Raw genomic sequence first — 25,275 nt, 5'->3', positions numbered from 1 at the left:
GTTGCAGGGGGCCGTGAGGCCGCCGCGTCCGGGGCGGTTGCAGGGGGCCGTGAGGCCGCCGCGTCCGGGGCGGTTGCAGGGGGCCGTGAGGCCGCCGCGTCCGGGGCGGTTGCAGGGGGCCGTGAGGCCGCCCCGTGTCGGGGGTGCCTCCCGGGCTCGCGAGGCGGCCGCGACCGGCCGGATCCCCGGGCGCGCGAGGCAGCCGCGTTCGGGCCGGATCCCCGGGCCCCGCAAGGGGCGGCGCTCGTGAGGCGTCCGCGGGTCGGGGCGCGGGCGCTTCAGGGGCCCGTGAGGTGGCCCTGCACCACCGGGGCGACCCGCGCGACGATCCGCTCCAGGTCCGCCGACGCCAGCGGCTCCACCTTGATCACGTACCGCAGCATCGCGCAGCCCACGAGCTGCGCCGCCGCGAGTTCGGCGCGCAGCTCCCGGTCCGGCACGTCGAGCCCGCCCGCGATCCGCCGCAGGAGCTGGGAGACGACCATGCGGCGGAAGACGGCCGCCGCCGCCTCGTTGTTCACCGCGGACCGGACGATCGCCAGCAGGGGCGTGCGGGTGGCGGGGTTCTCCCAGACGCCGAAGAAGTACCGGGTCAGGCGCTCGCCCGTGTCCGACGGCCCGGCGCCAGCCAGCGCGTCCGGGGCGTCCAGCACGGGCGCGACGGCGGCCTCGATCGCCGCCTCGAACATCTGTTCCTTGGTGCCGAAGTAGTGGTGGACGAGGGCCGAGTCGACGCCGGCCGCCTTGGCGATGCCGCGCACGGAGGTCTTGTCGTAGCCCCGCTCGGAGAACTCCTCGCGGGCGGCGGTCAGGATGCGCGCGCGGGTGCCGGCCGCCTCCTCGCGGCGCGGGCGGCCGCGGCCCCGGGCGGCTGCCGCGGTCATCGACGCGGCACCCGCGCCGCCGACGCCAGGTGTAGCCGGGTGAACGCCAGCGCCTCCGCGAGGTCGGCCTCGCGCTCCGCGCTGGACATGGCGCGGCGGGTGTTGACCTCGATGACGACATGGCCGTCGAAACCACGGGCCGCCAGCCGCTCCAGCAGCGCGGCGCAGGGCTGGTCGCCCCGGCCGGGCACCAGGTGCTCGTCCTTCGCGGAGCCCTTGCCGTCGGCGAGGTGGACGTGTCCGAGGCGGTCGCCCATGCGGTCGGCCATCTCCAGCGCGTCGGCGCGGGCGGTGGCGGTGTGGCTGAGATCGATCGTGAAGTGGCGGTAGTCGTCCCTCGTGACGTCCCAGTCAGGGGCGTAGGCGAGCATTTCGCGGTCGCGGTAGCGCCAGGGGTACATGTTCTCCACGGCGAACCGCACATCGGTCTCCTGGGCCATGCGCCAGACGCCGTCGACGAACTCGCGGGCGTACTGGCGCTGCCAGCGGAAGGGCGGATGCACCACCACCGTGCTCGCGCCGAGCTTCTCGGCCGCCGCGCGGGCGCGCTGGAGCTTCACCCACGGGTCGGTCGACCACACCCGCTGGGTGATCAGCAGACAGGGGGCGTGAACAGCGAGGATCGGTGTCCCGTAGTAGTCGCTGAGCCGGCGCAGGGCCTCGACGTCCTGGCTGACGGGGTCGGTCCACACCATCACCTCGACGCCGTCGTACCCGAGGCGCGCGGCGATCTCGAAGGCCGTCGCCGTCGACTCCGGGTAGACGGAGGCCGTCGACAGGGCGACCTTCGCATCCGGGATGCGCACGAGTGGCTCCGCCATGGGGGACAGGTTACGGGGTGGGGTCGCCCTCAGGACGGCGAGCCGCCCGCCGCCAACGGTTTCACGCCAGCGGGAGGTGGCGCGGTCGCCTCGGGGCGCAGTCCCTCGGGGCGCAGCCGCCTCCTCCCGACGCGGTCGCCTCCGGGCGCGCTAGCCCGCCCTCGGTCAGGGGGCCCGGCTACGGGACGGGCTTCGGGGCTAAGGGCGCCCCTCGGTTACGGGGCTCAGGCCGCCCGCGGCCCCTCCCGGGCGCCAGCCTCCCTGACTCCCCGAGTCCGGGACGCCCTGACTCCGGGACTCACTGACTCCGAGACTCCGGCGTTCAGGCCGAGCCCATGTGGTCCAGGCGGCGCAGGATCACTCCCTCGCGCAGGGCCCACGGGCAGATCTCCAGCCGCTCCACGCCGAACAGGTCCATCGCGCCCTCGGCGACCAGGGCGCCCGCCAGGAGCTGACCCGCGCGGCCGTCGGAGACGCCGGGCAGCTCGGCGCGCTCGTCCCCCGTCATGGCGGCCAGGCGCGGCACCCACGCCTCCAGGGACTCGCGCTTCAGCTCCCGCTGCACGTACAGGCCCTCGGCGGAGCGCGCCGCACCGGCGATGCGCGCGAGCTGCTTGAACGTCTTGGACGTGGCCACCACGTGGTCAGGGGTGCCGAAGCGGCTGAACTCGCCGACCGTCCGCGCGATCTCGGCGCGCACGTGGCGGCGCAGCGTCCTGACCTCCTGCGGGTCGGGCGGGTCGCCCGGCAGCCACCCGGCGGTGAGGCGGCCCGCGCCGAGCGGCAGCGACACGGCGGCGTCGGGCTGCTCGTCGATGCCGTAGGCGATCTCCAGCGAGCCGCCGCCGATGTCCAGCACCAGCAGCTTCCCGGCCGACCAGCCGAACCAGCGGCGGACGGCCAGGAAGGTGAGGCGGGCCTCCTCCGCGCCGCTGAGCACCTGGAGCCGTACGCCCGTCTCGTCCTGCACGCGGGCGAGCACGTCATCGGCGTTGCGCGCCTCGCGCACGGCGGAGGTCGCGAACGGCAGCAGGTCCTCGACGCCCTTGTCCTCGGCCGCCTGCAACGCGTCGCGCACCACCGCGATCAGCCGGTCGACGCCGTCGGCGCCGACTGCTCCGTCGCCGTCGAGGAGCTGGGCGAGCCGCAGATCTGCCTTGTGCGAGTGCGCGGGCAGCGGGCGGGCGCCGGGGTGCGCGTCGACCACCAGCAGGTGCACCGTGTTCGAACCCACGTCGAGGACACCGAGTCTCATGGAGCGAACGCTACTGCCACCAGGGGGGCGACCGGTCCCGGACCGCAGGTCCGGGGGGTGCGGCCGCCGCATCGGGCCGCGCGGCGCCCTGCGCTGCGGCCCCCTCCGCCTCGCCCTGTCTCCCTCGCCCCCCGCGTTTCCCGCCTCCCCGACCCCGCTCGGCTGCCCGGCGCGCGCGGACGGGCGGACCGCTTCCGTGTGCGGACGGGGTCCGGCTCCTGAACGGACGGGCGGCCGGCTCCCGTACGGACGGACGGGCGGGCCCGCGGTCCGGCTCGCGGAGGGACCGGCGGTCCCGTGTGCCGCGCCGGGCGACTTACCCTGGACGCGTGCCAAAGACGAAAAAGGCGAAAACCGATAAATCGGCTGAATCGGCGGATGCCGCGCGTACGGCGAAGCCGGCGAAGGGCTCGCGGCCCGGCGCGTCCGGCTCATCCGGCGCGTCCGGCGGGTCCGGCGCGTCCGGTGAGGTTCACGCGCCCGACGAGCAGGGTCTCGACTTCGCGCGCGCGTGGGTGGAGTTCCCGGACCCGGCGGACGCGGAGCAGGTCTTCCGCTGCGATCTGACCTGGCTGACCTCGCGCTGGAACTGCGTCTTCGGCAGCGGCTGCCAGGGCATCCAGGCGGGCCGCGCGGACGACGGGTGCTGCACGCTCGGCGCCCACTTCTCCGACGAGGACGACGAGCGGCGGGTCGCCGAGCACGTGGCCCGGCTCACTCCGGACGTCTGGCAGAACCACGCCGAGGGCGCCCAGAACGGCTGGGTGTCGGAGGACGAGGAGGGGTCCCGGCAGACCCGCCCCTTCCAGGGCTCGTGCATCTTCCAGAACCGGCCCGGCTTCCCCGGCGGCATGGGCTGCTCGCTGCACATCCTGGCGATGCGGGAGGGCCGCGAGCCGCTGGAGACCAAGCCGGACGTGTGCTGGCAGCTTCCGATCCGGCGGACCTTCGAGTGGATCGACCGCCCGGACGACACGCGCGTGCTCCAGGTGTCGATCGGCGAGTACGACCGCCGGGGCTGGGGGCCGGGCGGTCACGACCTGCACTGGTGGTGCACGTCCGCGACTTCGGCGCACGGCGCCGGGGACCCGGTCTACGTCTCCTACCGGGCGGAGCTGACCGAGCTGATGGGCAAGGCGGGCTACGACCGCCTGGCCGAACTCTGCGAGGAGCGGCTGGCCTCCGCACTGCCGCTGCTGGCGCCGCACCCGGCGGACCCCGTCTGACCTCGCCCGAACGGCCACCCGGCGGCCCGGCCGCTCGACCGCCGATCAGTCGCCGCAACGGCGTTGAGGGTCAGTCCTCCCAGCCACGCACCGGACACGCGCCGGGATCCGGCCGCCCCCGTACGTCTGCGCCCGTCACCCCGCTAGGGCGTGTTGCGAAAGCAGCGTCGTCCGCCCGCAGGGCGGGCCCGGCGGTGTCTGGTGCGTGCGATCGCAAGGCGGAAGGTCGCCCCGATACTGGGCGTATCGGGGCGATCCCGACAACGCGGCGAGCGTGCGTGCCAGACGCCGCCGGGCAGACGGGACTTTCGCCACACGCCCTAGTGGCCGGACGGGCCCGGATCGCCCCCGCTCTCCTGGCCGGACGGGTTGCTGGGGGACGGCTCGGACGGCGAGGGGCTGGCGGGCGTACCGGACGGCTCGGACGAACCAGACGAGCCGGGTGAGCCGGACGACGGGGACGGCTCGCCTGTCGGGGAGCCGGACGAGCCCCCGGTGGCCGTCGGCCTGGGGCCGGGGTCGCGGGTCGGCGACGGACCGGCCGGGTGCGAGAGGGCGGGGGCAGGGGCGCTGGGCGCCGTGCCGTAGCCGTCGATGGTGACGACGGCGCCCGCGGGCGCGACCGCCACCTGGGCGGTCCAGTGGCCGGACGGCTCGCGCAGGGGGTCGACGTACACCTTCACCGTCACGGACTGGCCGGGGGCGAGGGTCCCCGACGAACGGCTCAGGTAGAGCCACGGCGCCCGCGTCGACGCCGACCACTGGACCGGCGACGGGCCGGACGCCTTCAGCGTGACCAGTGTGGTGTCGCCGGAGCCGGCGGCGGTCACCGTCAGGCGGCCGTCCTGCCGACCGGCGCCCGAGACGCTGACGACCTGGACGGAGACGTCGGGGTGGGCGCCGTCGGCGCGGGAGTCGGGCCCGGGGCGCGCGTTGCCCGCGCTCTGGTACCCCCCCGCGGCGCCGCCGGTCAGCGCATCGTGATCGTGCTCGCGCGCCGACGCCGACGGTCCGTCGTGGCCCTCGCCGGTCGGGGTGCCGCGGTAGGCGGCCCACACGGCCAGCACCGGCGCGGCGACGACCGTGGCGACCACCGTCGTCGTGACGGCCCGCGCGCGCAGCCGGTCCCTGCGGGCGGCGCGGTCCTTGGGGTCCATCGGGAAGCCGCGCCGGTCGAGCCGCGGCGCGGCGCCCCGCGCGCGCGGGTGGTGCGCCATCGCCGCGCGCACGTCCGCGCGGGGCGCCGGGAGGACGGGGAGTTCGGCCGGGGTCACGCTGGAGCCGGGCCACCGGCCGGGGATCGCCCGCTCGGCGGCGCGGCGGCAGCGCGGGCAGTCGTCCACATGCCGGACCAGCTCGCGCCGGAGCGCCGCGCTGAGCACCACCTCGCTGTCGTCGGTGAGCGCGCTCACGCCGGGGCAGCCGCCGCTCTCGACGACGGCGAGCGCCGCACGGGTGCGCTCCACCTCGCAGGCGGCCGAGGCGAGCAGTTCGCGGGTGGCGGCGAGGTCCCGGCCGAGCACCGCGGCGACCTCATGGCCGGCGAGGTGGTGGCGCACGGCCAGTTCGAGGGCCTCGCGCTGCTCCGGGGAGGTGCCGGCGGCCTCCGGCCAGGCCAGCCGGGCGAGTTCGGCACGCCGCGCCTCCTGGACGTCCTTGGGCATGGGCGGGGCGGGGGCGGCGCCCTCCGCCGGGCCGCGCCGCTCGGCGCCGCGCGGTCCGGCGCCGCGCCGTTCGTCGCCGAGACGTTCGTCGCCGAGACGCGCGGAGGCCAGTCGTCCGGAAGCGGGTCGCCCGGAGGCGTGCGCGGTCTGGCTTCTCTGCTGCGTCTCGGCCAGTTTGCGCAGACAGGACCAGCGGGCCAGCGCGTACAGCCAGGCCCTGCGGTCCCCCGCGCTCTGCGGGACGCGCTGCCCGCGCCGCTCGGCGAACACCAGTGCGCTCCCGAGGGCGGCGGTCGCCTCCTCGTGGTCGCACAGCACGGACAGGCAGTAGGTGAACAGGCCGTCGAGGTAGGGCTCGTACGGCGCGGACGGCCGCTGCGCCAGCGTGCGCACCGCGGCGCGGTCGCGCGCCTCGCGATGCGCCCGGTCCGCCCGGTGCGCGCCGGGCGTGCGGGTCGTGCGGATCGACGTCTCCGGACTGCTGTTCATCACCCGTGCGACCGTATGCGGCCGGGGATCGTCTGTTCATCCCTGTTGCGCACTTTTAATCCGTACGGGTGAAACGATCCCTCATATGACGACGCGGGCCCGTCTTTCGGGCGACGCAGGCACGAGGCAGGCGGCCGGGAGCAGCCAGGGATATGCCCTGGCTTCGGTCTGACTCCGGCCCGGCTTCGGCCTGGGTTCGGCCTGGCTTCGCACGGGATCGGGCGGCGGGCGGCGTTGTCAGTGGCTGCGGCTACGGTTTCCCCATGGCCACCCGTACGAAGACCGCCAAGGACCGTCCGTCCTACCGCTGCACCGAATGCGGCTGGCAGACGGCCAAATGGCTCGGCCGCTGCCCCGAATGCCAGGCGTGGGGCACGGTCGAGGAATACGGCGCGCCCGCGGTGCGCACCACGGCGCCGGGCCGCGTCAGCGCCTCCGCCGTGCCCATCGGCCAGGTCGACGGCCGCCAGGCCACCGCGCGCTCCACCGGCGTGCCCGAGCTGGACCGCGTCCTCGGCGGCGGGCTCGTCCCCGGCGCGGTGGTCCTCCTCGCGGGCGAGCCCGGGGTCGGCAAGTCCACGCTGCTGCTCGACGTGGCGGCCAAGTCGGCGAGCGAGGAGCACCCCACGCTGTACGTGACGGGCGAGGAGTCCGCGAGCCAGGTCCGGCTGCGCGCCGACCGCATCGGCGCGCTCGACGACCACCTGTACCTGGCCGCGGAGACCGATCTGGCCGCCGTGCTGGGCCACTTGGACGCGGTGAAGCCCTCCCTGCTCATCCTCGACTCGGTGCAGACGGTCGCCTCACCCGAGATCGACGGGGCGCCCGGCGGCATGGCGCAGGTGCGCGAGGTGGCCGGCGCGCTGATCCGCGCCTCCAAGGACCGCGGCATGTCGACGCTGCTGGTGGGCCACGTCACCAAGGACGGCGCCATCGCCGGCCCGCGTCTGCTGGAGCACCTCGTGGACGTGGTGCTGCACTTCGAGGGCGACCGGCACGCGCGGCTGCGCCTGGTCCGCGGCGTCAAGAACCGCTACGGGGCGACGGACGAGGTGGGCTGCTTCGAACTGCACGACGAGGGCATCACCGGACTGGCCGATCCCAGCGGCCTGTTCCTCACCCGCCGCGCCGAGCCGGTCCCCGGCACCTGCCTGACCGTCACCCTGGAAGGCCGCCGCCCGCTGGTGGCCGAGGTCCAGGCGCTCACCGTCGACTCCCAGATCCCCTCCCCGCGCCGCACGACGTCCGGCCTGGAGACCTCCCGGGTGTCGATGATGCTGGCGGTGCTGGAGCAGCGGGGGCGGATCAGCGCGCTGGGCAAGCGGGACATCTACTCCGCGACGGTCGGCGGGGTGAAGCTGTCCGAGCCGGCCGCCGATCTCGCGATCGCTCTCGCGCTGGCGTCGGCGGCGAGCGACACTCCGCTGCCGAAGAACCTCGTCGCGATCGGCGAGGTGGGTCTGGCGGGCGAGGTGAGACGGGTCACGGGCGTGCAGCGCCGGCTGTCGGAGGCCCACCGCCTCGGCTTCACGCACGCCCTGGTGCCGGGCGATCCGGGCAGGGTCCCGGCGGGGATGAAGGTCCTGGAAGTGGCCGACATAGGGGACGCGCTGCGGGTGCTGCCGCGCTCCCGTCGCCGGGAGGCCCCGCAGGAGCAGGAGGACCGCCGGTAGACTTTGCCCTGGTCTCGCCCGTCCGTCCGATCCGAAGGCACGGCACGGGAGCGCCAGAAGTACCTGCGACCGGAGGAGTGCAGTGGCAGCCAACGACCGGGCAGCAGCTCCCGGCAAGTCCGGCGGGAGTTCCGGCGCCGATGGCCTGATGCGCGCCTCACTGAGCGCCGTGGCGCCGGGGACGCCCCTTCGGGACGGCCTGGAGCGGGTGCTCCGCGGCAACACGGGCGGGCTCATCGTGCTCGGCTCGGACAAGACCGTCGAGTCGATGTGCACGGGCGGTTTCGTGCTGAACGTCGAGTTCGCGGCGACGCGGCTGCGGGAGCTGTGCAAGCTGGACGGCGGCATCGTGCTCTCCGCCGACCTGTCGAAGATCCTGCGGGCGGGCGTGCAGCTCGTCCCGGACCCGACGATCCCCACCGAGGAGACCGGCACCCGGCACCGCACGGCGGACCGGGTGAGCAAGCAGGTCGGCTTCCCGGTGGTCTCGGTCTCGCAGTCGATGCGGCTGATCGCCCTGTACGTCGGCGGGCAGCGCCGGGTCCTGGAGGACTCCGCGGCGATCCTGTCCCGTGCCAACCAGGCGCTGGCCACCCTGGAGCGCTACAAGCTCCGCCTGGACGAGGTGGCGGGCACGCTGTCCGCGCTGGAGATCGAGGACCTGGTGACCGTCCGGGACGTCTGCGCGGTGTCGCAGCGCCTGGAGATGGTGCGCCGCATCGCCACCGAGATCGCCGAGTACGTGGTGGAGCTGGGCACCGACGGCCGTCTTCTGGCGCTTCAGCTCGACGAGTTGATCGCGGGCGTGGAGCCCGAGCGCGAACTGGTGGTGCGGGACTACGTCCCCGAGCCCACGGCCAAGCGGTCGCGCACGGTCGACGAGGCGCTCGCCGAGCTGGACAAGCTGTCCCACGCCGAGCTGCTGGAGATGTCCACGGTCGCCCGCGCGCTCGGGTACACCGGCTCGCCCGAGACCCTGGACTCGGCGGTCTCCCCGCGCGGCTTCCGGCTGCTGGCCAAGGTGCCGCGGCTGCCCGGCGCCATCATCGACCGCCTGGTCGATCACTTCGGCGGCCTGCAGAAGCTGCTCGCGGCGAGCGTCGACGACCTCCAGACGGTGGACGGCGTCGGCGAGGCCCGCGCCCGCAGCGTCCGCGAGGGCCTGTCGCGGCTGGCGGAGTCGTCGATCCTCGAACGGTACGTGTGACGGGCGCCGCCTGCGAAACCTGGCCGGGCGCCCGGTCTGCGCTCTTTGCCGCACGGGACCTTCCGGCGCGGGATCTTTCCGCGCGGGACGGGTGCGACTGTGGCCGGAGAGGTTCGGCGTCGCGAGCCGGTGGACCTCTCCGGTCACCGCACTAGGGCGTGTTGCGAAAGCAGCGTCGCCAGCCCGCCGGGCGGACGGGACTTTCGCGACGCGCCCTAGTCCGCCGTCAGCACGAACGACGTCCGGAGTTCGCCGTGTCCCGGGGCCTTGGCCTCGACCAGGTACGTCCCGGTTCCGGCCGAGCCCGCCGGGGGCGTCGCGCAGTGCGGAGCGCTCGGCGTGCGGTCCCAGCGGACGGTGTAGGCGACGGAGCTGCCCGCCGGTACCCGGTACAGCAGGCTTCCGGCCGTCTTCGGGCAGTCGTCCGAGGACCAGTAGTCGTCGTCGCCGTCGGCCTCGCCGATCGTCAGCACCACGGACTTCGGGCCGAGGTCGACCTTGCAGTCGGCGCTGGAGGAGTTCTTGACCGTCAGCGCGAGGGCGGGCGTCTCGCCGGGACCGTAGGAGTTGTGCACGCTGCGCAGGGCCAACGAGACCGCGCCGGGGGCGCACGTGGGGAGCGAACTCCCGGCGGGCAGCACGGCGCCCGCGCCCGCGCCGCCGTTTGCGCCGCCGCTCGCTCCTCCCGCCGCGCCGCCGGCGCCCGCACCGGCTCCGCCGGCCCCGCCGGTCGCGCCGTCTCCCCCGGTCCCGTCGGCGCCGCCGTCCGTCCCGTCGCCGCCGCCCCCGCCGTTCCCGCCGCCGGAGTCGGCGCCGCCGCTCGCGGAGCCCGAACCGGAGCTCGACCCGGACCCGCCGGTGTCCGAGCCGCCGGACCCGCCGCGGCCGCCGGGGTGTTGGCTGATCGCCGGACCGGACCCGGAGGGGCCGGGGGTGATGGCGGAGGGGGTGGGATGCTTCCCGTCGGACCCGCCGCCGTTGTGGCGGCCTCCGCCGCCGCCCGAGACGAAGAGCCAGACGGCCAGCAGGGCCGTCAGGGCGAGCGCGGACAGCATGACCGCCCTCCGTCGCCAGTAGATGGAGGAGGGAAGCGGCCCGACCGGATTGCGCAGTGATCCCACGGCCCAAACTGTACGAGAGATCGTCGCTCCGACCTGCGCCACCCGCCGCGCCGAGAACAACTTTTCCGGATCATCATTTCGGCAACACGCCCCCGCGCGTGCTGACTTGTCACCGCTGTGACCAGGAGGGAACTTTCCGTGACGACACCGGACCGCGCAGGATCACACGGCCGTCCGTCCGCACATGGCAGGATCGGAAGGGTCATGACTGCGCCCACACTGCCTCCGCACAGCAGCCCCGCCGCCCCGGCCGCCGCCCTCGGCACCGCCGCGGACCCCGGCGCCGCCGGCGCCGCCCCCGCCGCGCCCCCCGCCGACGCCGCGCCCGAGACCGCCGCTGCGACGTCCGCCGCGCCCGAGACCGCCTCTCCCGTCACCGACGCCGCGCCGAGTCCCGCCGCTCCCCACACCGACGTCGAACCCGCCGAAGGCGTCCCCGCCGGGGACGTGTCCGCAGGGGAGACATCCGCCGACGCCGAACCGTCCGGAGACATGCCCGCCGGGGACGCCCTCGCGGACGGCGGCGCCGACGCCGTCGCCTACGACCCGGGGCTCGGCGAGGCCCTGCACAGCCAGGTGATCGACTGGTTCGACGCCAACGCCCGGGACCTGCCCTGGCGGCGCCCCGACGCGGGCGCCTGGGGGGTGATGGTCAGCGAGTTCATGCTCCAGCAGACCCCGGTCAACCGCGTCCTGCCCGTCTACGAGCACTGGCTCGCACGCTGGCCTCGCCCCGCCGACCTCGCCAAGGAGGCGCCGGGCGAGGCCGTCCGCGCCTGGGGACGGCTCGGCTACCCGCGCCGCGCCCTGCGCCTGCACGGCGCCGCGGTCGCCATAACGGAACGGCACGGCGGCGACGTGCCCGCCGAGCACGCGCAGTTGCTCGCCCTGCCCGGCATCGGCGAGTACACGGCGGCGGCGGTCGCCTCCTTCGCCTACGGACAGCGGCACGCCGTCCTGGACACCAACGTGCGCCGCGTGCTCGCCCGCGCGGTCACCGGCGCGCAGTACCCGCCGAACGCCACCACCGCGGCCGAGCGCCGTCTGGCCCGCACCCTGCTGCCGGACGACGAGCGGACCGCGGCCCGTTGGGCCGCCGCCTCCATGGAACTCGGCGCGCTGGTGTGCACGGCGAAGAACGAGTCGTGCCACCGCTGCCCGATCACCGCGCACTGCGCCTGGCGACTGGCAGGCAAGCCCGAGCACGACGGGCCGCCGCGCCGCGCCCAGACCTACGCCGGCACCGACCGGCAGGTGCGCGGCAAGCTGCTCGCCGTGCTGCGGGAGGCGCACAAGCCGGTGCCGCAGACGGTGCTCGACCGGGTCTGGCAGGAGCCGGTGCAGCGGGCGCGGGCCCTGGACGGCCTCGTCGCGGACGGTCTGGTCGAACCGCTGCCGGGCGGCCTGTACCGACTGCCGCTGACCTGACCTGACCTGATCCGAGCTGGGCTGGGCTGGGCTGGCAAGAGCGGTGCGGACCTGCGCCGCCCCGACCTGGCCCAACCGTGCCCGACCTGAGTCGAACCGGGGCAAGTTGCCGCATACGTAACAAATCATCCCGTTCCTGCACGTCTGAAGCGAAGCACACCAGCCCGCTCAGCCCCCCTGACGCTCGATCACTTCACAGGAAGCCGACAGCTCAGAGAGCGTCGCGGGGGCGCGCGTGACGATTCGACGTACCATCCGGAGTGTCATATCACCCGGAAATCGGACGAAACATAGCGTGACTCCGCCCCGCCGCCTGGGCCGTTACACAACCGACGCACAGCCGAGGGCTAGCCGCGGGCTGCCTCGGACAACGCCGTGACAAGCCCTCCGTACCTTCAGTCGAGTGCCCGACGGGCACCGGGCGGCTGCCGACCACAGCCGCCGCGCACACAGCTTGGAATCCGGCGGGACACAGCCGGACACGGGGATCGGAGGCGGTTCATCATGGCGCAGGGAGAGGTGCTCGAGTTCGAGGAGTACGTGCGCACCCGGCAGGACGCGCTGCTGCGCAGCGCGCGCCGGCTGGTGCCCGACCCGGTGGACGCCCAGGACCTCCTCCAGACCGCCCTCGTACGCACCTACGGCCGTTGGGACGGCATCGCCGACAAGCGGCTCGCGGACGCCTACCTGCGCCGGGTCATGATCAACACGCGGACGGAGTGGTGGCGGGCCCGCAAGCTGGAGGAGGTGCCCACCGAGCAGCTCCCGGACGCCTGCGTCGACGACGCGACCGAACAGCACGCCGACCGCGCGCTCCTGATGGACGCCATGAAGGTCCTCGCTCCCAAGCAGCGCAGCGTCGTGGTGCTGCGACACTGGGAGCAGATGTCCACGGAGGAGACGGCCGCCGCCCTCGGCATGTCCGCGGGAACGGTCAAGAGCACGCTGCACCGGGCGCTCGCCCGGCTCCGCGAGGAGCTGGAGGCCCGCGATCTGGACGCACGCGCGCTGGAGCGTGAGGAGCGAAAGCGTTGCGCGGCCTGAGCGACGAGGCCGGAGTCGGCTTCGAGCCCTCCCCGGCACGGCGAGCCTTCGTGGCGGCGAGCGCGGCGGCGGCCGTGCTGGCCGCCCTCGGTCTCCTGGCGTCCGCCTGCGCGACGGGCGGCACCGGGGCGCGCGACGAGGGCCCGGCCGACGCCAGCTCGGTGGCGGGCGCGGTGGTCAGCGCCTCCCCCAGTCCCACCGAGACCCCCCAGCGGGTGGACGCGGTGCGGCTCCTGAAGAACGACCCGCAGGTCTCCGCGTCGGTCAAGCGCGTCCTCAAGCCGTGCGCGGCCGACCAGTACCCGGTCGACGTGTCCTACGGGAAGCTGACCGGCGGACCGGCCGACGACCTCGTGATCAACGTGCTGACCTGCGGGGACGCGGTCGGCGTCGGCACGTATGTCTACCGGGGGCGAGGCGACGGCTTCGAGGACGTCTTCCGGGCCGAGGAGCCGCCGGTCTACGCCGAGATCGACCGGGGCGATCTGGTGGTGACCAAGCAGGTGTACGAGAAGGGCGATCCCGTGTCGAGCCCGTCGGGCGAGGACGTGATCACCTACCGCTGGTCCGGAAGCGCGTTCGCCAAGGAGTACAGCACCCGCAACGAGTACAGCAAGGCCGTCGGAGGCGATCCCACCCCGACCCCGGACAACTGATCACTGAGACCCCTGATCACTGAGACCGCAGATCGCCGGGGCCGCAGATCGCCGGGGCCGTGCGGACCGCAGGCGCGCGCGGGCGACGGCGCGCGGGACAATCGCAGGAGGGACCGGAGCGGCGGGCGCCGATCCGGCGGCCCGGCCTTCCGTCGGCCGCACCGCGCGGGAACGCGTCGCGCGCCGGGCGCGCCCCCCCATCGAGCGCACCACCGTGAGCACACGAGGACTGAGAGCACCGGGATGGCAGAGCAGACCCACGTCCTGTTCGTCGAGGACGACGACGTCATCCGCGAGGCCACGCAGCTCGCCCTGGAGCGAGACGGCTTCGCGGTCACCGCGATGCCCGACGGCCTGTCCGGCCTGGAGGCGTTCCGGGCCGACCGGCCGGACATCGCGCTGCTGGACGTCATGGTGCCCGGTCTGGACGGCGTCAGCCTGTGCCGTCGCATCCGCGACGAGTCGACCGTGCCGGTGATCATGCTCTCCGCGCGGGCGGACTCCATCGACGTCGTGCTGGGCCTGGAGGCGGGCGCCGACGACTACGTGACCAAGCCGTTCGACGGGGCCGTCCTGGTCGCCCGGATCCGGGCGGTGCTGCGCCGCTTCGGGCATGCCGCGGGCGCGCGGGCCGCGTCCGGGGCGGCCGAGGCGGACGGCGCGGTGCTGACCTTCGGCGACCTGGAGATCGACACCGAGGGCATGGAGGTGCGCCGGGCCGGGGCGCCGGTGGCGCTGACCCCCACCGAGATGCGGCTGCTGCTCGAGTTCTCCACGGCGCCCGGCACGGTGCTGTCCCGGGACAAGCTCCTGGAGCGGGTGTGGGACTACGGCTGGGGCGGCGACACCCGGGTGGTCGACGTCCATGTGCAGCGACTGCGCGCGAAGATCGGGCAGGACCGCATCGAGACGGTCCGCGGCTTCGGCTACAAACTGAAGGGCTGAACGACCGGAGATGCGGGGGACGAGAAAGGGCCTGCTGCCGGGGCGCCTGGAGCAGGCGGGCATCCGGACGGGACTGAGATGGAAGCTCAGCGCGGCCATCGCGCTGGTCGGCGCGCTGGTGGCGGTCGCGCTGAGCCTGGTGGTGCACAACGCGGCCCGGGTGTCGATGCTGGACAACGCCCGCGACCTGGCCGACCAGCGGCTCCTGCTCGCCGAGAGCATCTACGAGCGGCCGGGCCGGCGGTCGACCCCGGCCACCTTCAAGATCGACGATCCGATGCTGCCGGTCGCGCTGCGGCAGAAGGTCGGGATGGGCCGGCGGGCCACGTACGTCACCGCCCACCCGGACGGCGCGCCGGACATCTGGGCGGCCATGCCGATCAAGGGCGGCCATGTGCTGTCCCTGCACACGCGGTTCACCGACCGCAGCGCCGACGTCCTGGGCGACCTCGACCAGGCGCTGGTCATCGGCTCCATCGCGGTCGTGCTGGGCGGCAGCGCGCTGGGCGTGCTCATCGGCGGCCAGCTCTCGCGCCGGCTGCGCAAGGCCGCCTCCGCCGCCAACCGGGTGGCCAAGGGCGAGCCGGACGTCCGGGTCCGGGACGCCATCGGGGGCGTCGTACGGGACGAGACCGACGACCTGGCCCGCGCGGTGGACGCGATGGCGGACGCGCTCCAGCAGCGCCTGGAGGCGGAGCGGCGGGTCACCGCGGACATCGCCCACGAGCTGCGCACTCCGGTGACCGGGCTGCTGACGGCCGCCGAACTGCTGCCCCCGGGGCGCCCGACGGAGCTGGTCCTGGACCGGGCGAAGGCGATGCGCACCCTGGTGGAGGACGTCCTGGAGGTCGCCCGGCTCGACGGCGCCTCGGAGCGCGCCGAGCTTCAGGACATCCTGCTGGGCGAGTTCGTCGCCCGGCGGGTGGCGGCGAAGGACCCGGACGTCGAGGTGCGCGTGGTGCACGAGTCCGAGGTGACCACCGATCCGCGGCGCCTGGAGCGGGTGCTGTTCAACCTGCTCGCCAACGCCGCCCGGCACGGCAGGCCGCCGATCCAGGTGACCGTGGAGGGCCGGGTGATCCGGGTCCGGGACCACGGCCCCGGCTTCCCCGAGGCGCTGCTCGCCGAGGGTCCGAGCCGTTTCCGCACCGGCAGCGCGGACCGCGCCGGTCACGGGCACGGCCTGGGCCTGACCATCGCCGCCGGGCAGGCCCGCGTCCTGGGCGCCCGGCTGACCTTCCGCAACGTCCGGCTCGCGGGCGCCCCCGACGACGTCCCGGCCGAGGGCGCGGTCGCCGTCCTGTGGCTCCCCGAGCACGCCCCCACCAACACGGGCAGCCACCCGATGCTCCCCTAGCAGCGCTGTGGCCCGCTCCAGGGGAGCGGGCCACAGCGGTGGGCGGTCGGGCGGGGGTCAGACCACCTCGGTGATGCCCTCTAGGGCCTGGGCCGCGCCGCTCGCGCCCTCGGGGGACTGGGCCGCGTCCGGCGCCGCGCCCTTCAGCGGCACCTCCTTGACGAACACCGCCGCCGCCAGGGCGACGATCGCGACCACGGCGCCCAGCAGGAACGCCGAGTGCGTACCGGCGGACACCGCGTGCTGGTACGCCTCCCGGGCCACCGCGGGCAGCTTCTGGAGGCTCTTGGCGTCCAGTTGCGCGGACTGCTCGGTCATCTTCGAGCCCAGCGCGCCGGCCTTCTGGGCCATGACGTGCTGCACCCGGTTGTTGAACAGCGCACCCATGATCGCCACGCCGAAGGACGAGCCGAGCGTGCGGAAGAGCGTGGTGGAGGAGGAGGCGACGCCCATGTCCTTCATCTCGACGCTGTTCTGCGCGACCAGCATGGTGATCTGCATCAGGCAGCCCATGCCCGCCCCGAGGACGGCCATGTAGAGGCCGGAGGTCAGGCGCGTGGTCTCGGTGTCCATCCGGGACAGCAGGTACAGCCCGGCGATCATCAGAACGCTGCCGACCACCGGGAAGACCTTGTACCGGCCGCTGGAGGTGGTGACCCGGCCCGCGATCATCGACACGACGAGCATCGAGCCGAGCATGGGCAGGAGCAGCAGGCCCGAGTTGGTGGCGGAGGCGCCCTGCACCGCCTGCTGGTAGAGCGGCAGGAAGAGGACCGCGCCGAACATCACGAAGCCGGTGACGAAGCCGATCACGGACATCAGGCTGAAGTTGCGGCTGCGGAAGATGTGCAGCGGCAGGATCGGCTCGGCGGCCCGGGTCTGCCAGAAGAGGAACCCGACGAGCGCGGCCACGCCGATCGCGGTCAGCTCCATGATGCGCGCGGAGGTCCAGGCGTACTCCGTGCCGCCCCAGGTGGTGACGAGCACGATGGAGCTGATGCCGAGGGTGAGCAGCCCGGCGCCCAGGTAGTCGACCCGCGCCTGCGCGCGCTTCCTGGGCAGGTGCAGCACCGCGCTGACGGCGACGAGCGCCACCGCGCCGAGCGGCAGGTTGATGTAGAAGGCCCAGCGCCAGCCCCAGTTGTCGGTGATGGTGCCGCCGACCAGCGGGCCGCCGATCATCGCGAGGGCCATGACGCCGGCCATCATGCCCTGGTACTTGCCGCGCTCCCGCGGCGGGATCAGGTCGCCGATGATGGCCATCACGCCGACCATCAGTCCGCCGGCGCCCAGGCCCTGGACGGCGCGGAAGCCGATCAACTGGCCCATGTTCTGCGCCATGCCGCTCAGCGCGGAGCCGACCAGGAAGATCACGATCGACGTCATGAAGGCGCCCTTGCGCCCGTACATGTCGCCGAGCTTGCCCCACAGCGGCGTGGAGGCGGCGGTGGCCAGCGTGTACGCGGTCACCACCCAGGAAAGGTGCTGGAGACCGCCCAGGTCGCCCACGATGGTCGGCATCGCGGTGCCGACGATCATGTTGTCCAGCATCGCGAGCATCATCGCGATCATGAGGGCGAGCAGAACGACCCGCACGCTCCTCGGTTGGGCGCCGTCCGCGCCGTCCGGCCGCGTCTGCGTCTGGGACTTCACTGCGTCCGCCATCGCTCCACTCCCCCACAGTCCACTTACTTGCCGCCCGGCAAGTGATTACACTTATAAGTTAAAACCTAACTAGCCGGGCGTCAAGTAAGTTTCCGCTGACCGGTCGACAGGTAAGTTTCCAGGGAGCGCGAGGAGTACGAGGATGGGCGGCACGATGGACGGCACCAAGCAGCAGCGCCGCGGAGACACCCGCCAGCGCATCCAGGACGTGGCCCTCGAACTCTTCGCCGAGCAGGGCTACGAGAAGACGTCCCTGCGCGAGATCGCCGAGCGCCTGGACGTGACGAAGGCGGCGCTCTACTACCACTTCCGGACCAAGGAAGAGATCGTCTTCAGCCTCTTCGAGGACCTGACGCAGCCGATCGAGGACCTGATCGAGTGGGGGCGCGCCCAGCCGCACACGCTGGAGACCAAGCAGGAGATCGTCCGCCGCTACGGCGAAGCGCTCGACGGGGCGCTGCCGCTGTTCCGCTTCATGCAGGAGAACCAGGCGACGGTGCGGGAAATGCGCATCGGGGACTCCTTCAAGGAGCGGATGCACAGCCTGCGGGACATCATCATCGACCCGGACGCGAGCCTGACCGACCAGATGCGCTGCATCAGCGCGCTGTCCACGCTGCACGCCGGCATGTTCTTGATGCAGGACCTCGAAGGCGACCAGGATATGAAGCGCAAGGCCGTGATGGAGGTCGCGATCGACCTGGTGACGCAGGCCCACCGGGGCGCGCACGCGTCCTGACGACAGCGAACCGCCGCCCGTGCCGGTGACGGCGGGCGGCGGTGCGGTAGGAGCGACCCGGGAGGGTCAGACCTTCACGCCGTGGGCGCGCAGGAAGACGACCGGGTTGACGGCGGAGCCGTAGTTCGGCGTGGTGCGGATCTCGAAGTGCAGGTGCGGACCGGTGGTGTTGCCGGTGTTGCCGGACAGCGCTATGTGCTGACCGGTGGCGACGACCTGGCCGACCTTCACGTCGATCCGGGACAGGTGGGCGTACTGCGAGTACTCGCCGTCAGCGTGCTTGATGACGATGGCGTTGCCGTAGGCCGCGCCGTCGCCGGCGCCGCCGGGGCCGGCCTTGACGACGGTGCCGCCGTGCGCCGCCATGACGCTCGTGCCGATCGGCACGGCGAAGTCCTGGCCGCTGTGCCGGTGCATCCAGTGGCTGCCGCTCTGGTTGAAGGAGGCGGTGAGGGTGTAGTGCTGCACCGGGTCGACCCAGCTCGCGGCCGACTTGGCGACGGCGGCGGTGGGGGCCGCCGACATCTCGGCGGCGGACGCTACCCCCGCGCCCAGCGCGGCCGAGACTCCCAGGCCGGCGGCCAGGACGGCGGCGCGGGTGCGGATCTTGGCGACGCGGGCGGAGCGGGACGTGGCGTTCTGGAACATCGAAACCTCTGCGTGTGGGAGACATGGGCGCCGCCCGAACGCATCTGCTTCGCCGGGCTGGCCACACCTTGGTAACCCGCCCGCTCATCGCCCCTCAAACACCCCCACTACGGCCCAAACTAGTAACAGGGCTTAGTGATGCATATCTCTTGACACTTCACCCTTATCGGACAAAACCCCTGTTAGGACCCCATGCCGACCCATTTCTTGAGGTGAAATGTCCGTTTTGATGGTACCTACACCTTACTAAAAGGGGTAGTACCGGACATTGCGGCTGTGCCCCATGTCACCGGTTGAACCCCCTGAGCGGCCTGAGCGTGTGACCGGCCTCATGTGGCCCCCGTCTCAGCGGAGTTGCCGGCAGACGAGCAGTCGGACCGCCTCACCACGGCCTCGTGACCCCGACCGCGCCGCTTCCCGGGGTCCCGGCGACCAGGCTGCCCGGGGTCCCGGGGTCCCGGCGACCAGCCGCGCGGCGCCGAGACTGCCAGAGCCGCCACGGCGGCCGTGGCGGCTCTCTGACGATCCCCGTGAGCACCCGGGGGCATGGCGGGCCGAGACGGGCCGAGACGGGGACCCCGTGCGACGCCTGCCCCCGTCCCGCCGCCCAGGCACGCGGGCACGCGGGCATGCGGGCATGCGGGCATGCGGGCATGCGGGCATGCGGGCATGCGGGCATGCGGAAGGGCCGGCGCCCGAAGGCGCCGGCCCTTCCTCACGTACCGCTGGCGCTCAAGCGCCCGCGGATCACGCGTCCTTGCTCAGGTTCGGCCCGGCTCCGCCGGCCGCCTGCTCGATCGGCGGGACGTCGGGCAGCGCCGACTTCTCCTCGCCGCGGAAGGTGAAGGTCTGGGTCTCGCCCTCGCCCTCCGTGTCCACGACCACGATGTGACCGGGGCGCAGCTCGCCGAAGAGGATCTTCTCGGAGAGCGTGTCCTCGACCTCCCGCTGGATCGTCCGGCGCAGCGGCCGGGCGCCCAGGACGGGGTCGTAGCCCCTCTTGGACAGCAGTTCCTTGGCGGACTGGGACAGCTCGATGCCCATGTCCCGGTCCTTCAGGCGCTCGTCCACCTTGCCGATCATCAGGTCGACGATCCGCAGGATGTCCTCCTGCGTGAGCTGCGGGAAGACGACCACGTCGTCGACGCGGTTGAGGAACTCGGGCCGGAAGTGCTGCTTCAGCTCGTCCTGGACCTTGTTCTTCATGCGCTCGTAGTTGGTCTTCGTGTCGCCCGAGGCCGCGAAGCCCAGGTTGAAGCCCTTGGAGATGTCCCGGGTGCCGAGGTTGGTCGTCATGATGATGACCGTGTTCTTGAAGTCCACGACCCGGCCCTGGGAGTCGGTCAGGCGACCGTCCTCCAGGATCTGGAGCAGCGAGTTGAAGATGTCCGGGTGGGCCTTCTCGACCTCGTCGAACAGGACGACCGAGAACGGCTTGCGGCGGACCTTCTCCGTGAGCTGGCCGCCCTCCTCGTAGCCCACGTAGCCGGGGGGCGAGCCGAAGAGACGGGAGACCGTGTGCTTCTCGCTGAACTCCGACATGTCGAGGGAGATCAGCGCGTCCTCGTCGCCGAAGAGGAACTCGGCGAGCGCCTTGGACAGCTCGGTCTTACCGACGCCGGACGGGCCGGCGAAGATGAACGAGCCGCCCGGACGCTTCGGGTCCTTCAGGCCGGCGCGGGTACGGCGGATCGCCTTGGACAGCGCCTTGACGGCGTCGATCTGGCCGATGACCCGCTTGTGCAGCTCCTCCTCCATGCGGAGCAGGCGGCTGGACTCCTCCTCGGTCAGCTTGAAGACCGGGATGCCGGTGGCCGTGGCGAGGACCTCGGCGATCAGCTCGCCGTCGACCTCGGCGACGACGTCCATGTCGCCGGCCTTCCACTCCTTCTCCCGCTTGGCCTTGGCGGCCAGGAGCTGCTTCTCCTTGTCGCGCAGCGAGGCGGCCTTCTCGAAGTCCTGCGAGTCGATCGCGGACTCCTTGTCCCGGCGCACTCCGGCGATCTTCTCGTCGAACTCGCGCAGGTCCGGCGGCGCGGTCATCCGGCGGATGCGCATCCGGGAGCCGGCCTCGTCGATCAGGTCGATCGCCTTGTCCGGCAGGAAGCGGTCCGAGATGTACCGGTCGGCCAGCGTGGCGGCCTGGACCAGGGCCTCGTCCGTGATCGAGACGCGGTGGTGCGCCTCGTAGCGGTCACGCAGGCCCTTGAGAATCTCGATGGTGTGCGGCAGGGACGGCTCGGCGACCTGGATGGGCTGGAAGCGGCGCTCCAGGGCCGCGTCCTTCTCCAGGTGCTTGCGGTACTCGTCCAGGGTGGTGGCGCCGATGGTCTGCAGCTCGCCGCGGGCCAGCATCGGCTTCAGGATGGAGGCCGCGTCGATGGCGCCCTCGGCGGCGCCCGCACCGACCAGCGTGTGCAGCTCGTCGATGAACAGGATGATGTCGCCGCGGGTGCGGATCTCCTTGAGCACCTTCTTCAGGCGCTCCTCGAAGTCACCGCGGTAGCGGGAGCCGGCGACCAGCGCGCCGAGGTCAAGGGTGTAGAGGTGCTTGTCCTTGAGGGTCTCGGGCACCTCGCCCTTGACGATGGCCTGGGCGAGGCCCTCGACGACGGCGGTCTTGCCGACGCCGGGCTCGCCGATGAGCACCGGGTTGTTCTTGGTGCGGCGGGACAGCACCTGCATGACCCGCTCGATCTCCTTCTCGCGCCCGATGACGGGGTCGAGCTTGGTCTCACGAGCGGCCTGGGTGAGGTTCCGGCCGAACTGGTCGAGGACCAGGGACGTCGAGGGGGTGCCCTCGGCAGGGCCGCCGGCGGCGGCGGTCTCCTTGCCCTGGTAGCCGGAGAGCAACTGGATCACCTGCTGCCGCACCCGGTTGAGATCGGCGCCCAGCTTGACCAGGACCTGGGCGGCGACGCCCTCGCCCTCACGGATCAGGCCGAGCAGGATGTGCTCCGTGCCGATGTAGTTGTGGCCGAGCTGAAGGGCCTCCCGGAGCGACAGCTCCAGGACCTTCTTGGCACGGGGAGTGAAGGGGATGTGACCGGAGGGGGCCTGCTGGCCCTGGCCGATGATCTCCTCCACCTGCTGGCGGACCGCCTCGAGCGAAATCCCGAGGCTCTCAAGGGCCTTGGCGGCGACACCCTCACCCTCGTGGATCAGGCCCAGGAGGATGTGCTCGGTGCCGATGTAGTTGTGGTTGAGCATCCGGGCTTCTTCCTGAGCCAGGACGACAACCCGCCGCGCGCGGTCGGTGAACCTCTCGAACATCGTTAATCGCTCCTCAGAGCGGTCAGGCAGTAAGGGGAACTTCCCCTCCCTGTCCTTCCGCAGCTTAGTCCCGCAAGCGGGGACCGCTCATTCCAACTGCCGACACCCTCGATGGCCTCCTGACCCCGAACGCCGACACTTGCTCCAACCCGATGGTGCGAGACGATGTTCCCGCAGGCCAGGCGGATACCCCCGTCGCCGGTACGCCGATGGCGAACGTGAGACTCCTTTGCCGGGGTACGACCTGCGTGTCGCCCCCTCCCACTAGGGATGTCTTACCCGCGGGAACGGACACTCCATGCGGCGCGCCCCGGTTCCCTCCGCTATGGGCGAACAACTTCGCGCTCCGGCCCGCCGCCACGCGCCCCCGCGTTCGCTACCGTGCGCCCACATGCCACGACCCAGCGTAACCACGGCGCGGGCGCGGCGGTTGGGCTGGACATGGTCGGCAGCTTCTCCCCGGACTCTCCGGACTTCCCGGGCGCCCCGGACCCCGCGGGCGCCGCGATCACCGTGGGCGACACGGTCACCGTGGGCGACACAGTCATCGCGGGCCACACAGTCACCGCGGTCACCGCGTGCGCCGCGGCGTCGGCGATCTCGGCGGCTTGCGCGGACGCGACGATCTCCGCGGTAGCCGCGCTTTCCGCGCACTCCGGGCTCTCCGCGTCTTCCGGGCTCTCCGTGCCTTGCCGAGCCCCCGTGTCGTTCCCGTCGCCCCGGCGGCCGGCCGATCCGGGCGGCGGCGGGGCGCGGCGCTGGTACGAGCAGGAGCTGGGCTGGGACACGGCGCCGGGCGAACCGCTCCGGCTGGTCTTGGGCCGCCGGTTCGACGTCCTGGACGTCCCGGTCGAGGCCGGGCGGGCGGCGCTGCGCCATCTGGGGCCCGCCTCACCGGTGGCCGTGCGGGCGGACCGGATGCTGCTGCTGGTGGCCGCGGGCAGCGCGGAGGAGCTGCCGGGGCTGCTGGAATGGCTGGAGTGGAGCGCGGTGGACCCGGATCTCGTGGGTCTGGGCGCGGGCGCGCTGATGGACGCGCCGCCGCCGCCCGGCGCGGCCCCGGCGGCCGCACGACCGCCCGTGCGGGGGCGCCGCGGTTCGCAGGGGGCCGCCGTGTGGCTGCGGCCCCCCGTGCCCGGGTGCGAGGCCGGCGCCTCCCTGCCCGCGCTGTCGGCTTCGGGGGGCGAGGGGAGCGCCCCCGATCTCGTGCGCGTCGTGGCGACCGCGGCGACGCACTGCCACCGGCTCCGGCTGCGGCGCGTCCGCGCGCGCGGGCCGGTCCGGTCCTAGCCTCAGTCCGTTCCTAGCCTCAGTCCGTCCGGACGGTCAGCCGTTGGCCTTCTCGTACTCCTCGCGGATGGACGCGGGAACGCGGCCGCGGTCGTTGACCTCGTATCCGTTCTCCTTCGCCCAGGCGCGGATCTGCGCGGTGTCCTGGCTGCCGCCGGAAGCGGCGCGCGCCTTTCCGCGACCGCCCGACGCACGGCCACCGGTACGGCGGCCGCTCTTCACGTAGGGCTCCAGAAGACCGCGGAGCTTGTCCGCGTTCCCGTTGGTGAGGTCGATCTCGTATGCCTTGCCGTCCAGCGCGAACGTCACCGTCTCGTCCGCCTCGCCGCCGTCGAGGTCATCGACAAGAAGGACCTGAACCTTCTGTGCCACCGGATTTCCTTTCATCGATAACGTGAGGGCCCGGGTCAGTCGGCGTCCGCCGATTCTCCGCCCCTTGTTATATGCAGTACAGCAGTACGTCGGAAAGCAAACCGCTTTTGCCGGAAAAACACAAACCCCTGGGAGAGATCGGCCCCCCGCCCCCTACCGGAAACGTGCGCGTTTCGGACATAGGGGTTCCCTCGGCGGACGCCGGGGATCACAGATGCAGAAGCATCCGGCTGTTGCCCAAGGTGTTCGGTTTCACGCGTTCGAGTCCCAGGAACTCCGCGACGCCCTCGTCATAGGAACGCAGCAGCTCCCCGTAGACGTCGGTGTCGACGGGCGTCTCGCCGATCTCCACGAAGCCGTGCTTGGCGAAGAAGTCGACTTCGAAGGTCAGGCAGAATACGCGGCGAACGCCGAGCCAGCGGGCGGTGTGCAGCAACTTCTCCAGCACCTGGTGCCCGACGCCCGCGCCCTTCAGTCCGGGCTTCACCGCGAGCGTGCGCACTTCCGCCAGGTCTTCCCACATGACGTGCAGTGCGCCGCAGCCGACGACCTCGGCGTTGTCGTCCCGTTCGGCGACCCAGAACTCCTGGATGTCCTCGTAAAGGGTCACCGTCGCTTTGTCGAGCAGGATGCGTCCGCGCACGTAGGCGTCCAGCAGTCGGCGGACGGCCGGGACATCGCTGGTCCGAGCCCGCCGGACGGTGATGGCTTTCGCGGCGAGTTCAGGATGTTTCGCGGACATGGGCGGACGCTATCGCCCGCCGTCGCCGGACGCCGAGCCGGGGTTCTGCTCACCGGTTTCCGCCGGGGCGCCGGTTTGCGGACCGGCGGCGGTTTCGGCGGGAGCGGCGGTTTCGCCGGTAACCGGCGCTTCGGCCGGGCGCCGGGAGATGCCGCGCGAGGCGTCTTCGGGGCGCTCTTCCACGCTGCCTTCGACGATCCGCATCGCGTCGCGCAGGGCCCGGCGCTGTTCCTCGCTCATCATGCCGAAGAACGCGACGAGAGCGGCGGCGGCGTTGTCGCTGTGGGACCAGGCGTCGTTCATCAGCGCGGCGGCGTAGGCGGCCCGGGTGGAGACGGCCTCATATCGATAGGCCCGGCCCTCCGCTTCCCGGCGCACCCAGCCCTTCTGATGGAGATTGTCCAATACGGTCATCACGGTGGTGTAGGCGATGGACCGTTCCCGCTGGAGGTCTTCCAGGACTTCTCGAACGGTCACCGGGCGGTTCCACTTCCACACCCGCGTCATGACCGCGTCTTCGAGATCTCCCAGGGGGCGAGGCACAACTCCGACCATAGTGGGAGATCTCCGCGACGGCGTCCCGGAGGAGCGACCGAACGGCGGAACACGGTGAGGCGCCGGGGAACCCGGATTCCCCGACGGCAGCCGGCACGGGAGAAGGCGTACGGCGGTGCGGCACGGAAGCGTCCGTGCCGAAGGCCTCACGCTCCTGGGGCGCCCAGTCCTCGGTCAACTCCGCCATGAGCTGGCGCCGCGACGAGCGCACCTCCTCCAGC

Annotated in this window: 21 protein-coding genes and 1 pseudogene; 10 read left to right on the top strand and 12 right to left on the bottom strand. The window is 72.8% G+C overall.

Going from position 1 to position 25,275, the window contains the following annotated elements:
- Nucleotides 1-278: 278 nt before the first annotated feature.
- From ABZ861_RS30330 to ABZ861_RS30320, 3 genes are all read right to left on the bottom strand, one after another.
- Nucleotides 279-884, bottom strand: a complete 606-nt coding sequence (locus tag ABZ861_RS30330) for a TetR family transcriptional regulator (protein ID WP_361636855.1) — start codon at nt 882-884, stop codon at nt 279-281.
- Entirely contained in the window at nt 881-1,705 is an 825-nt protein-coding gene (locus ABZ861_RS30325) for a sugar phosphate isomerase/epimerase (RefSeq protein ID WP_361636852.1), read from the bottom strand. Before ABZ861_RS30325 ends, ABZ861_RS30330 begins: the two co-directional genes overlap by 4 nt.
- Before the next feature lie 322 nt (nt 1,706-2,027).
- Complete coding sequence (locus tag ABZ861_RS30320; RefSeq protein ID WP_361636849.1) at nt 2,028-2,960, bottom strand: Ppx/GppA phosphatase family protein; 933 nt, start codon at nt 2,958-2,960, stop codon at nt 2,028-2,030.
- A gap of 329 nt (nt 2,961-3,289) precedes the next feature.
- Between ABZ861_RS30320 and ABZ861_RS30315 the strand changes: the two genes are divergently transcribed.
- On the top strand, nt 3,290-4,186 hold the full coding sequence (locus ABZ861_RS30315; RefSeq protein ID WP_361636846.1) for a hypothetical protein: 897 nt from the start codon (nt 3,290-3,292) through the stop codon (nt 4,184-4,186).
- 320 nt (nt 4,187-4,506) lie between these two features.
- Here ABZ861_RS30315 and ABZ861_RS30310 read toward each other — a convergent pair whose 3' ends face one another.
- Nucleotides 4,507-6,339: a hypothetical protein gene (locus ABZ861_RS30310; RefSeq protein ID WP_361636890.1), complete on the bottom strand. Its 1,833-nt coding sequence runs from the start codon at nt 6,337-6,339 to the stop codon at nt 4,507-4,509.
- A gap of 263 nt (nt 6,340-6,602) precedes the next feature.
- Between ABZ861_RS30310 and radA the strand changes: the two genes are divergently transcribed.
- Together radA and disA are read left to right on the top strand one after the other, a co-directional pair.
- On the top strand, nt 6,603-8,012 hold the full coding sequence (gene radA, locus ABZ861_RS30305) for a DNA repair protein RadA (RefSeq protein WP_361636843.1): 1,410 nt from the start codon (nt 6,603-6,605) through the stop codon (nt 8,010-8,012).
- 82 nt (nt 8,013-8,094) lie between these two features.
- A complete protein-coding gene (gene disA / locus ABZ861_RS30300; protein WP_361636840.1) occupies nt 8,095-9,219 on the top strand; it encodes a DNA integrity scanning diadenylate cyclase DisA in 1,125 nt (374 codons plus the stop codon).
- A 215-nt stretch (nt 9,220-9,434) separates the two neighbouring features.
- Here the strand turns inward: disA and ABZ861_RS30295 are convergent, their stop codons facing one another.
- Nucleotides 9,435-10,340: a hypothetical protein gene (locus ABZ861_RS30295; protein WP_361636837.1), complete on the bottom strand. Its 906-nt coding sequence runs from the start codon at nt 10,338-10,340 to the stop codon at nt 9,435-9,437.
- 492 nt (nt 10,341-10,832) lie between these two features.
- Here ABZ861_RS30295 and ABZ861_RS30290 point away from each other — a divergent pair, with 492 nt between their 5' ends.
- From ABZ861_RS30290 to cseC, 5 genes are all read left to right on the top strand, one after another.
- Nucleotides 10,833-11,768, top strand: coding sequence for an A/G-specific adenine glycosylase (locus ABZ861_RS30290; protein ID WP_361636887.1), 936 nt, complete (start codon nt 10,833-10,835; stop codon nt 11,766-11,768).
- A 504-nt stretch (nt 11,769-12,272) separates the two neighbouring features.
- A complete protein-coding gene (locus ABZ861_RS30285; RefSeq protein ID WP_361636834.1) occupies nt 12,273-12,812 on the top strand; it encodes a SigE family RNA polymerase sigma factor in 540 nt (179 codons plus the stop codon).
- Nucleotides 12,809-13,468 carry a hypothetical protein gene (locus ABZ861_RS30280; protein ID WP_361636884.1) on the top strand — a complete coding sequence of 220 codons (660 nt, stop codon included), beginning with the start codon at nt 12,809-12,811 and terminating at the stop codon, nt 13,466-13,468. The genes ABZ861_RS30285 and ABZ861_RS30280 overlap by 4 nt, the downstream gene beginning before the upstream one ends.
- 243 nt (nt 13,469-13,711) lie before the next feature.
- A complete protein-coding gene (gene cseB, locus ABZ861_RS30275; protein WP_361636831.1) occupies nt 13,712-14,413 on the top strand; it encodes a two-component system response regulator CseB in 702 nt (233 codons plus the stop codon).
- Between the two features lie 10 nt (nt 14,414-14,423).
- A complete protein-coding gene (cseC, locus tag ABZ861_RS30270) occupies nt 14,424-15,770 on the top strand; it encodes a two-component system sensor histidine kinase CseC (protein ID WP_361636828.1) in 1,347 nt (448 codons plus the stop codon).
- Nucleotides 15,771-15,827: 57 nt separating this feature from the next.
- Here the strand turns inward: cseC and ABZ861_RS30265 are convergent, their stop codons facing one another.
- Nucleotides 15,828-17,435 (bottom strand): MDR family MFS transporter, encoded by a 1,608-nt coding sequence (locus ABZ861_RS30265; protein ID WP_361636825.1) that lies wholly within the window; start codon nt 17,433-17,435, stop codon nt 15,828-15,830.
- 142 nt (nt 17,436-17,577) lie between these two features.
- On the opposite strand from ABZ861_RS30265, the gene ABZ861_RS30260 reads away from it, so the two are divergent.
- Complete coding sequence (locus tag ABZ861_RS30260) at nt 17,578-18,174, top strand: helix-turn-helix domain-containing protein (protein ID WP_361636822.1); 597 nt, start codon at nt 17,578-17,580, stop codon at nt 18,172-18,174.
- 66 nt (nt 18,175-18,240) lie between these two features.
- Here ABZ861_RS30260 and ABZ861_RS30255 read toward each other — a convergent pair whose 3' ends face one another.
- Nucleotides 18,241-18,822, bottom strand: a complete 582-nt coding sequence (locus ABZ861_RS30255; RefSeq protein ID WP_361636819.1) for a M23 family metallopeptidase — start codon at nt 18,820-18,822, stop codon at nt 18,241-18,243.
- Nucleotides 18,823-19,569: 747 nt separating this feature from the next.
- Nucleotides 19,570-22,095 (bottom strand): ATP-dependent Clp protease ATP-binding subunit, encoded by a 2,526-nt coding sequence (locus ABZ861_RS30250; RefSeq protein ID WP_361636816.1) that lies wholly within the window; start codon nt 22,093-22,095, stop codon nt 19,570-19,572.
- Between the two features lie 702 nt (nt 22,096-22,797).
- On the opposite strand from ABZ861_RS30250, the gene ABZ861_RS30245 reads away from it, so the two are divergent.
- Nucleotides 22,798-23,385 carry an SCO3374 family protein gene (locus ABZ861_RS30245; protein WP_361636882.1) on the top strand — a complete coding sequence of 196 codons (588 nt, stop codon included), beginning with the start codon at nt 22,798-22,800 and terminating at the stop codon, nt 23,383-23,385.
- Between the two features lie 36 nt (nt 23,386-23,421).
- Here the strand turns inward: ABZ861_RS30245 and ABZ861_RS30240 are convergent, their stop codons facing one another.
- The 4 genes and pseudogenes from ABZ861_RS30240 to ABZ861_RS30225 form a co-directional block, all read right to left on the bottom strand.
- Nucleotides 23,422-23,757 (bottom strand): Lsr2 family protein, encoded by a 336-nt coding sequence (locus ABZ861_RS30240; RefSeq protein WP_361636813.1) that lies wholly within the window; start codon nt 23,755-23,757, stop codon nt 23,422-23,424.
- A gap of 208 nt (nt 23,758-23,965) precedes the next feature.
- Nucleotides 23,966-24,499 (bottom strand): amino-acid N-acetyltransferase, encoded by a 534-nt coding sequence (locus tag ABZ861_RS30235; RefSeq protein ID WP_361636810.1) that lies wholly within the window; start codon nt 24,497-24,499, stop codon nt 23,966-23,968.
- Between the two features lie 9 nt (nt 24,500-24,508).
- Nucleotides 24,509-25,042: a BlaI/MecI/CopY family transcriptional regulator gene (locus ABZ861_RS30230; RefSeq protein ID WP_361636807.1), complete on the bottom strand. Its 534-nt coding sequence runs from the start codon at nt 25,040-25,042 to the stop codon at nt 24,509-24,511.
- Nucleotides 25,043-25,187: 145 nt separating this feature from the next.
- Nucleotides 25,188-25,275: pseudogene (locus ABZ861_RS30225) on the bottom strand (MarR family transcriptional regulator); the annotation flags it as partial.

It is taken from the genome of Streptomyces sp. NPDC046985, from assembly GCF_040644415.1.
GTDB lineage: Bacteria > Actinomycetota > Actinomycetes > Streptomycetales > Streptomycetaceae > Streptomyces.
This window is presented reverse-complemented; position numbering and strand designations above follow the sequence as displayed.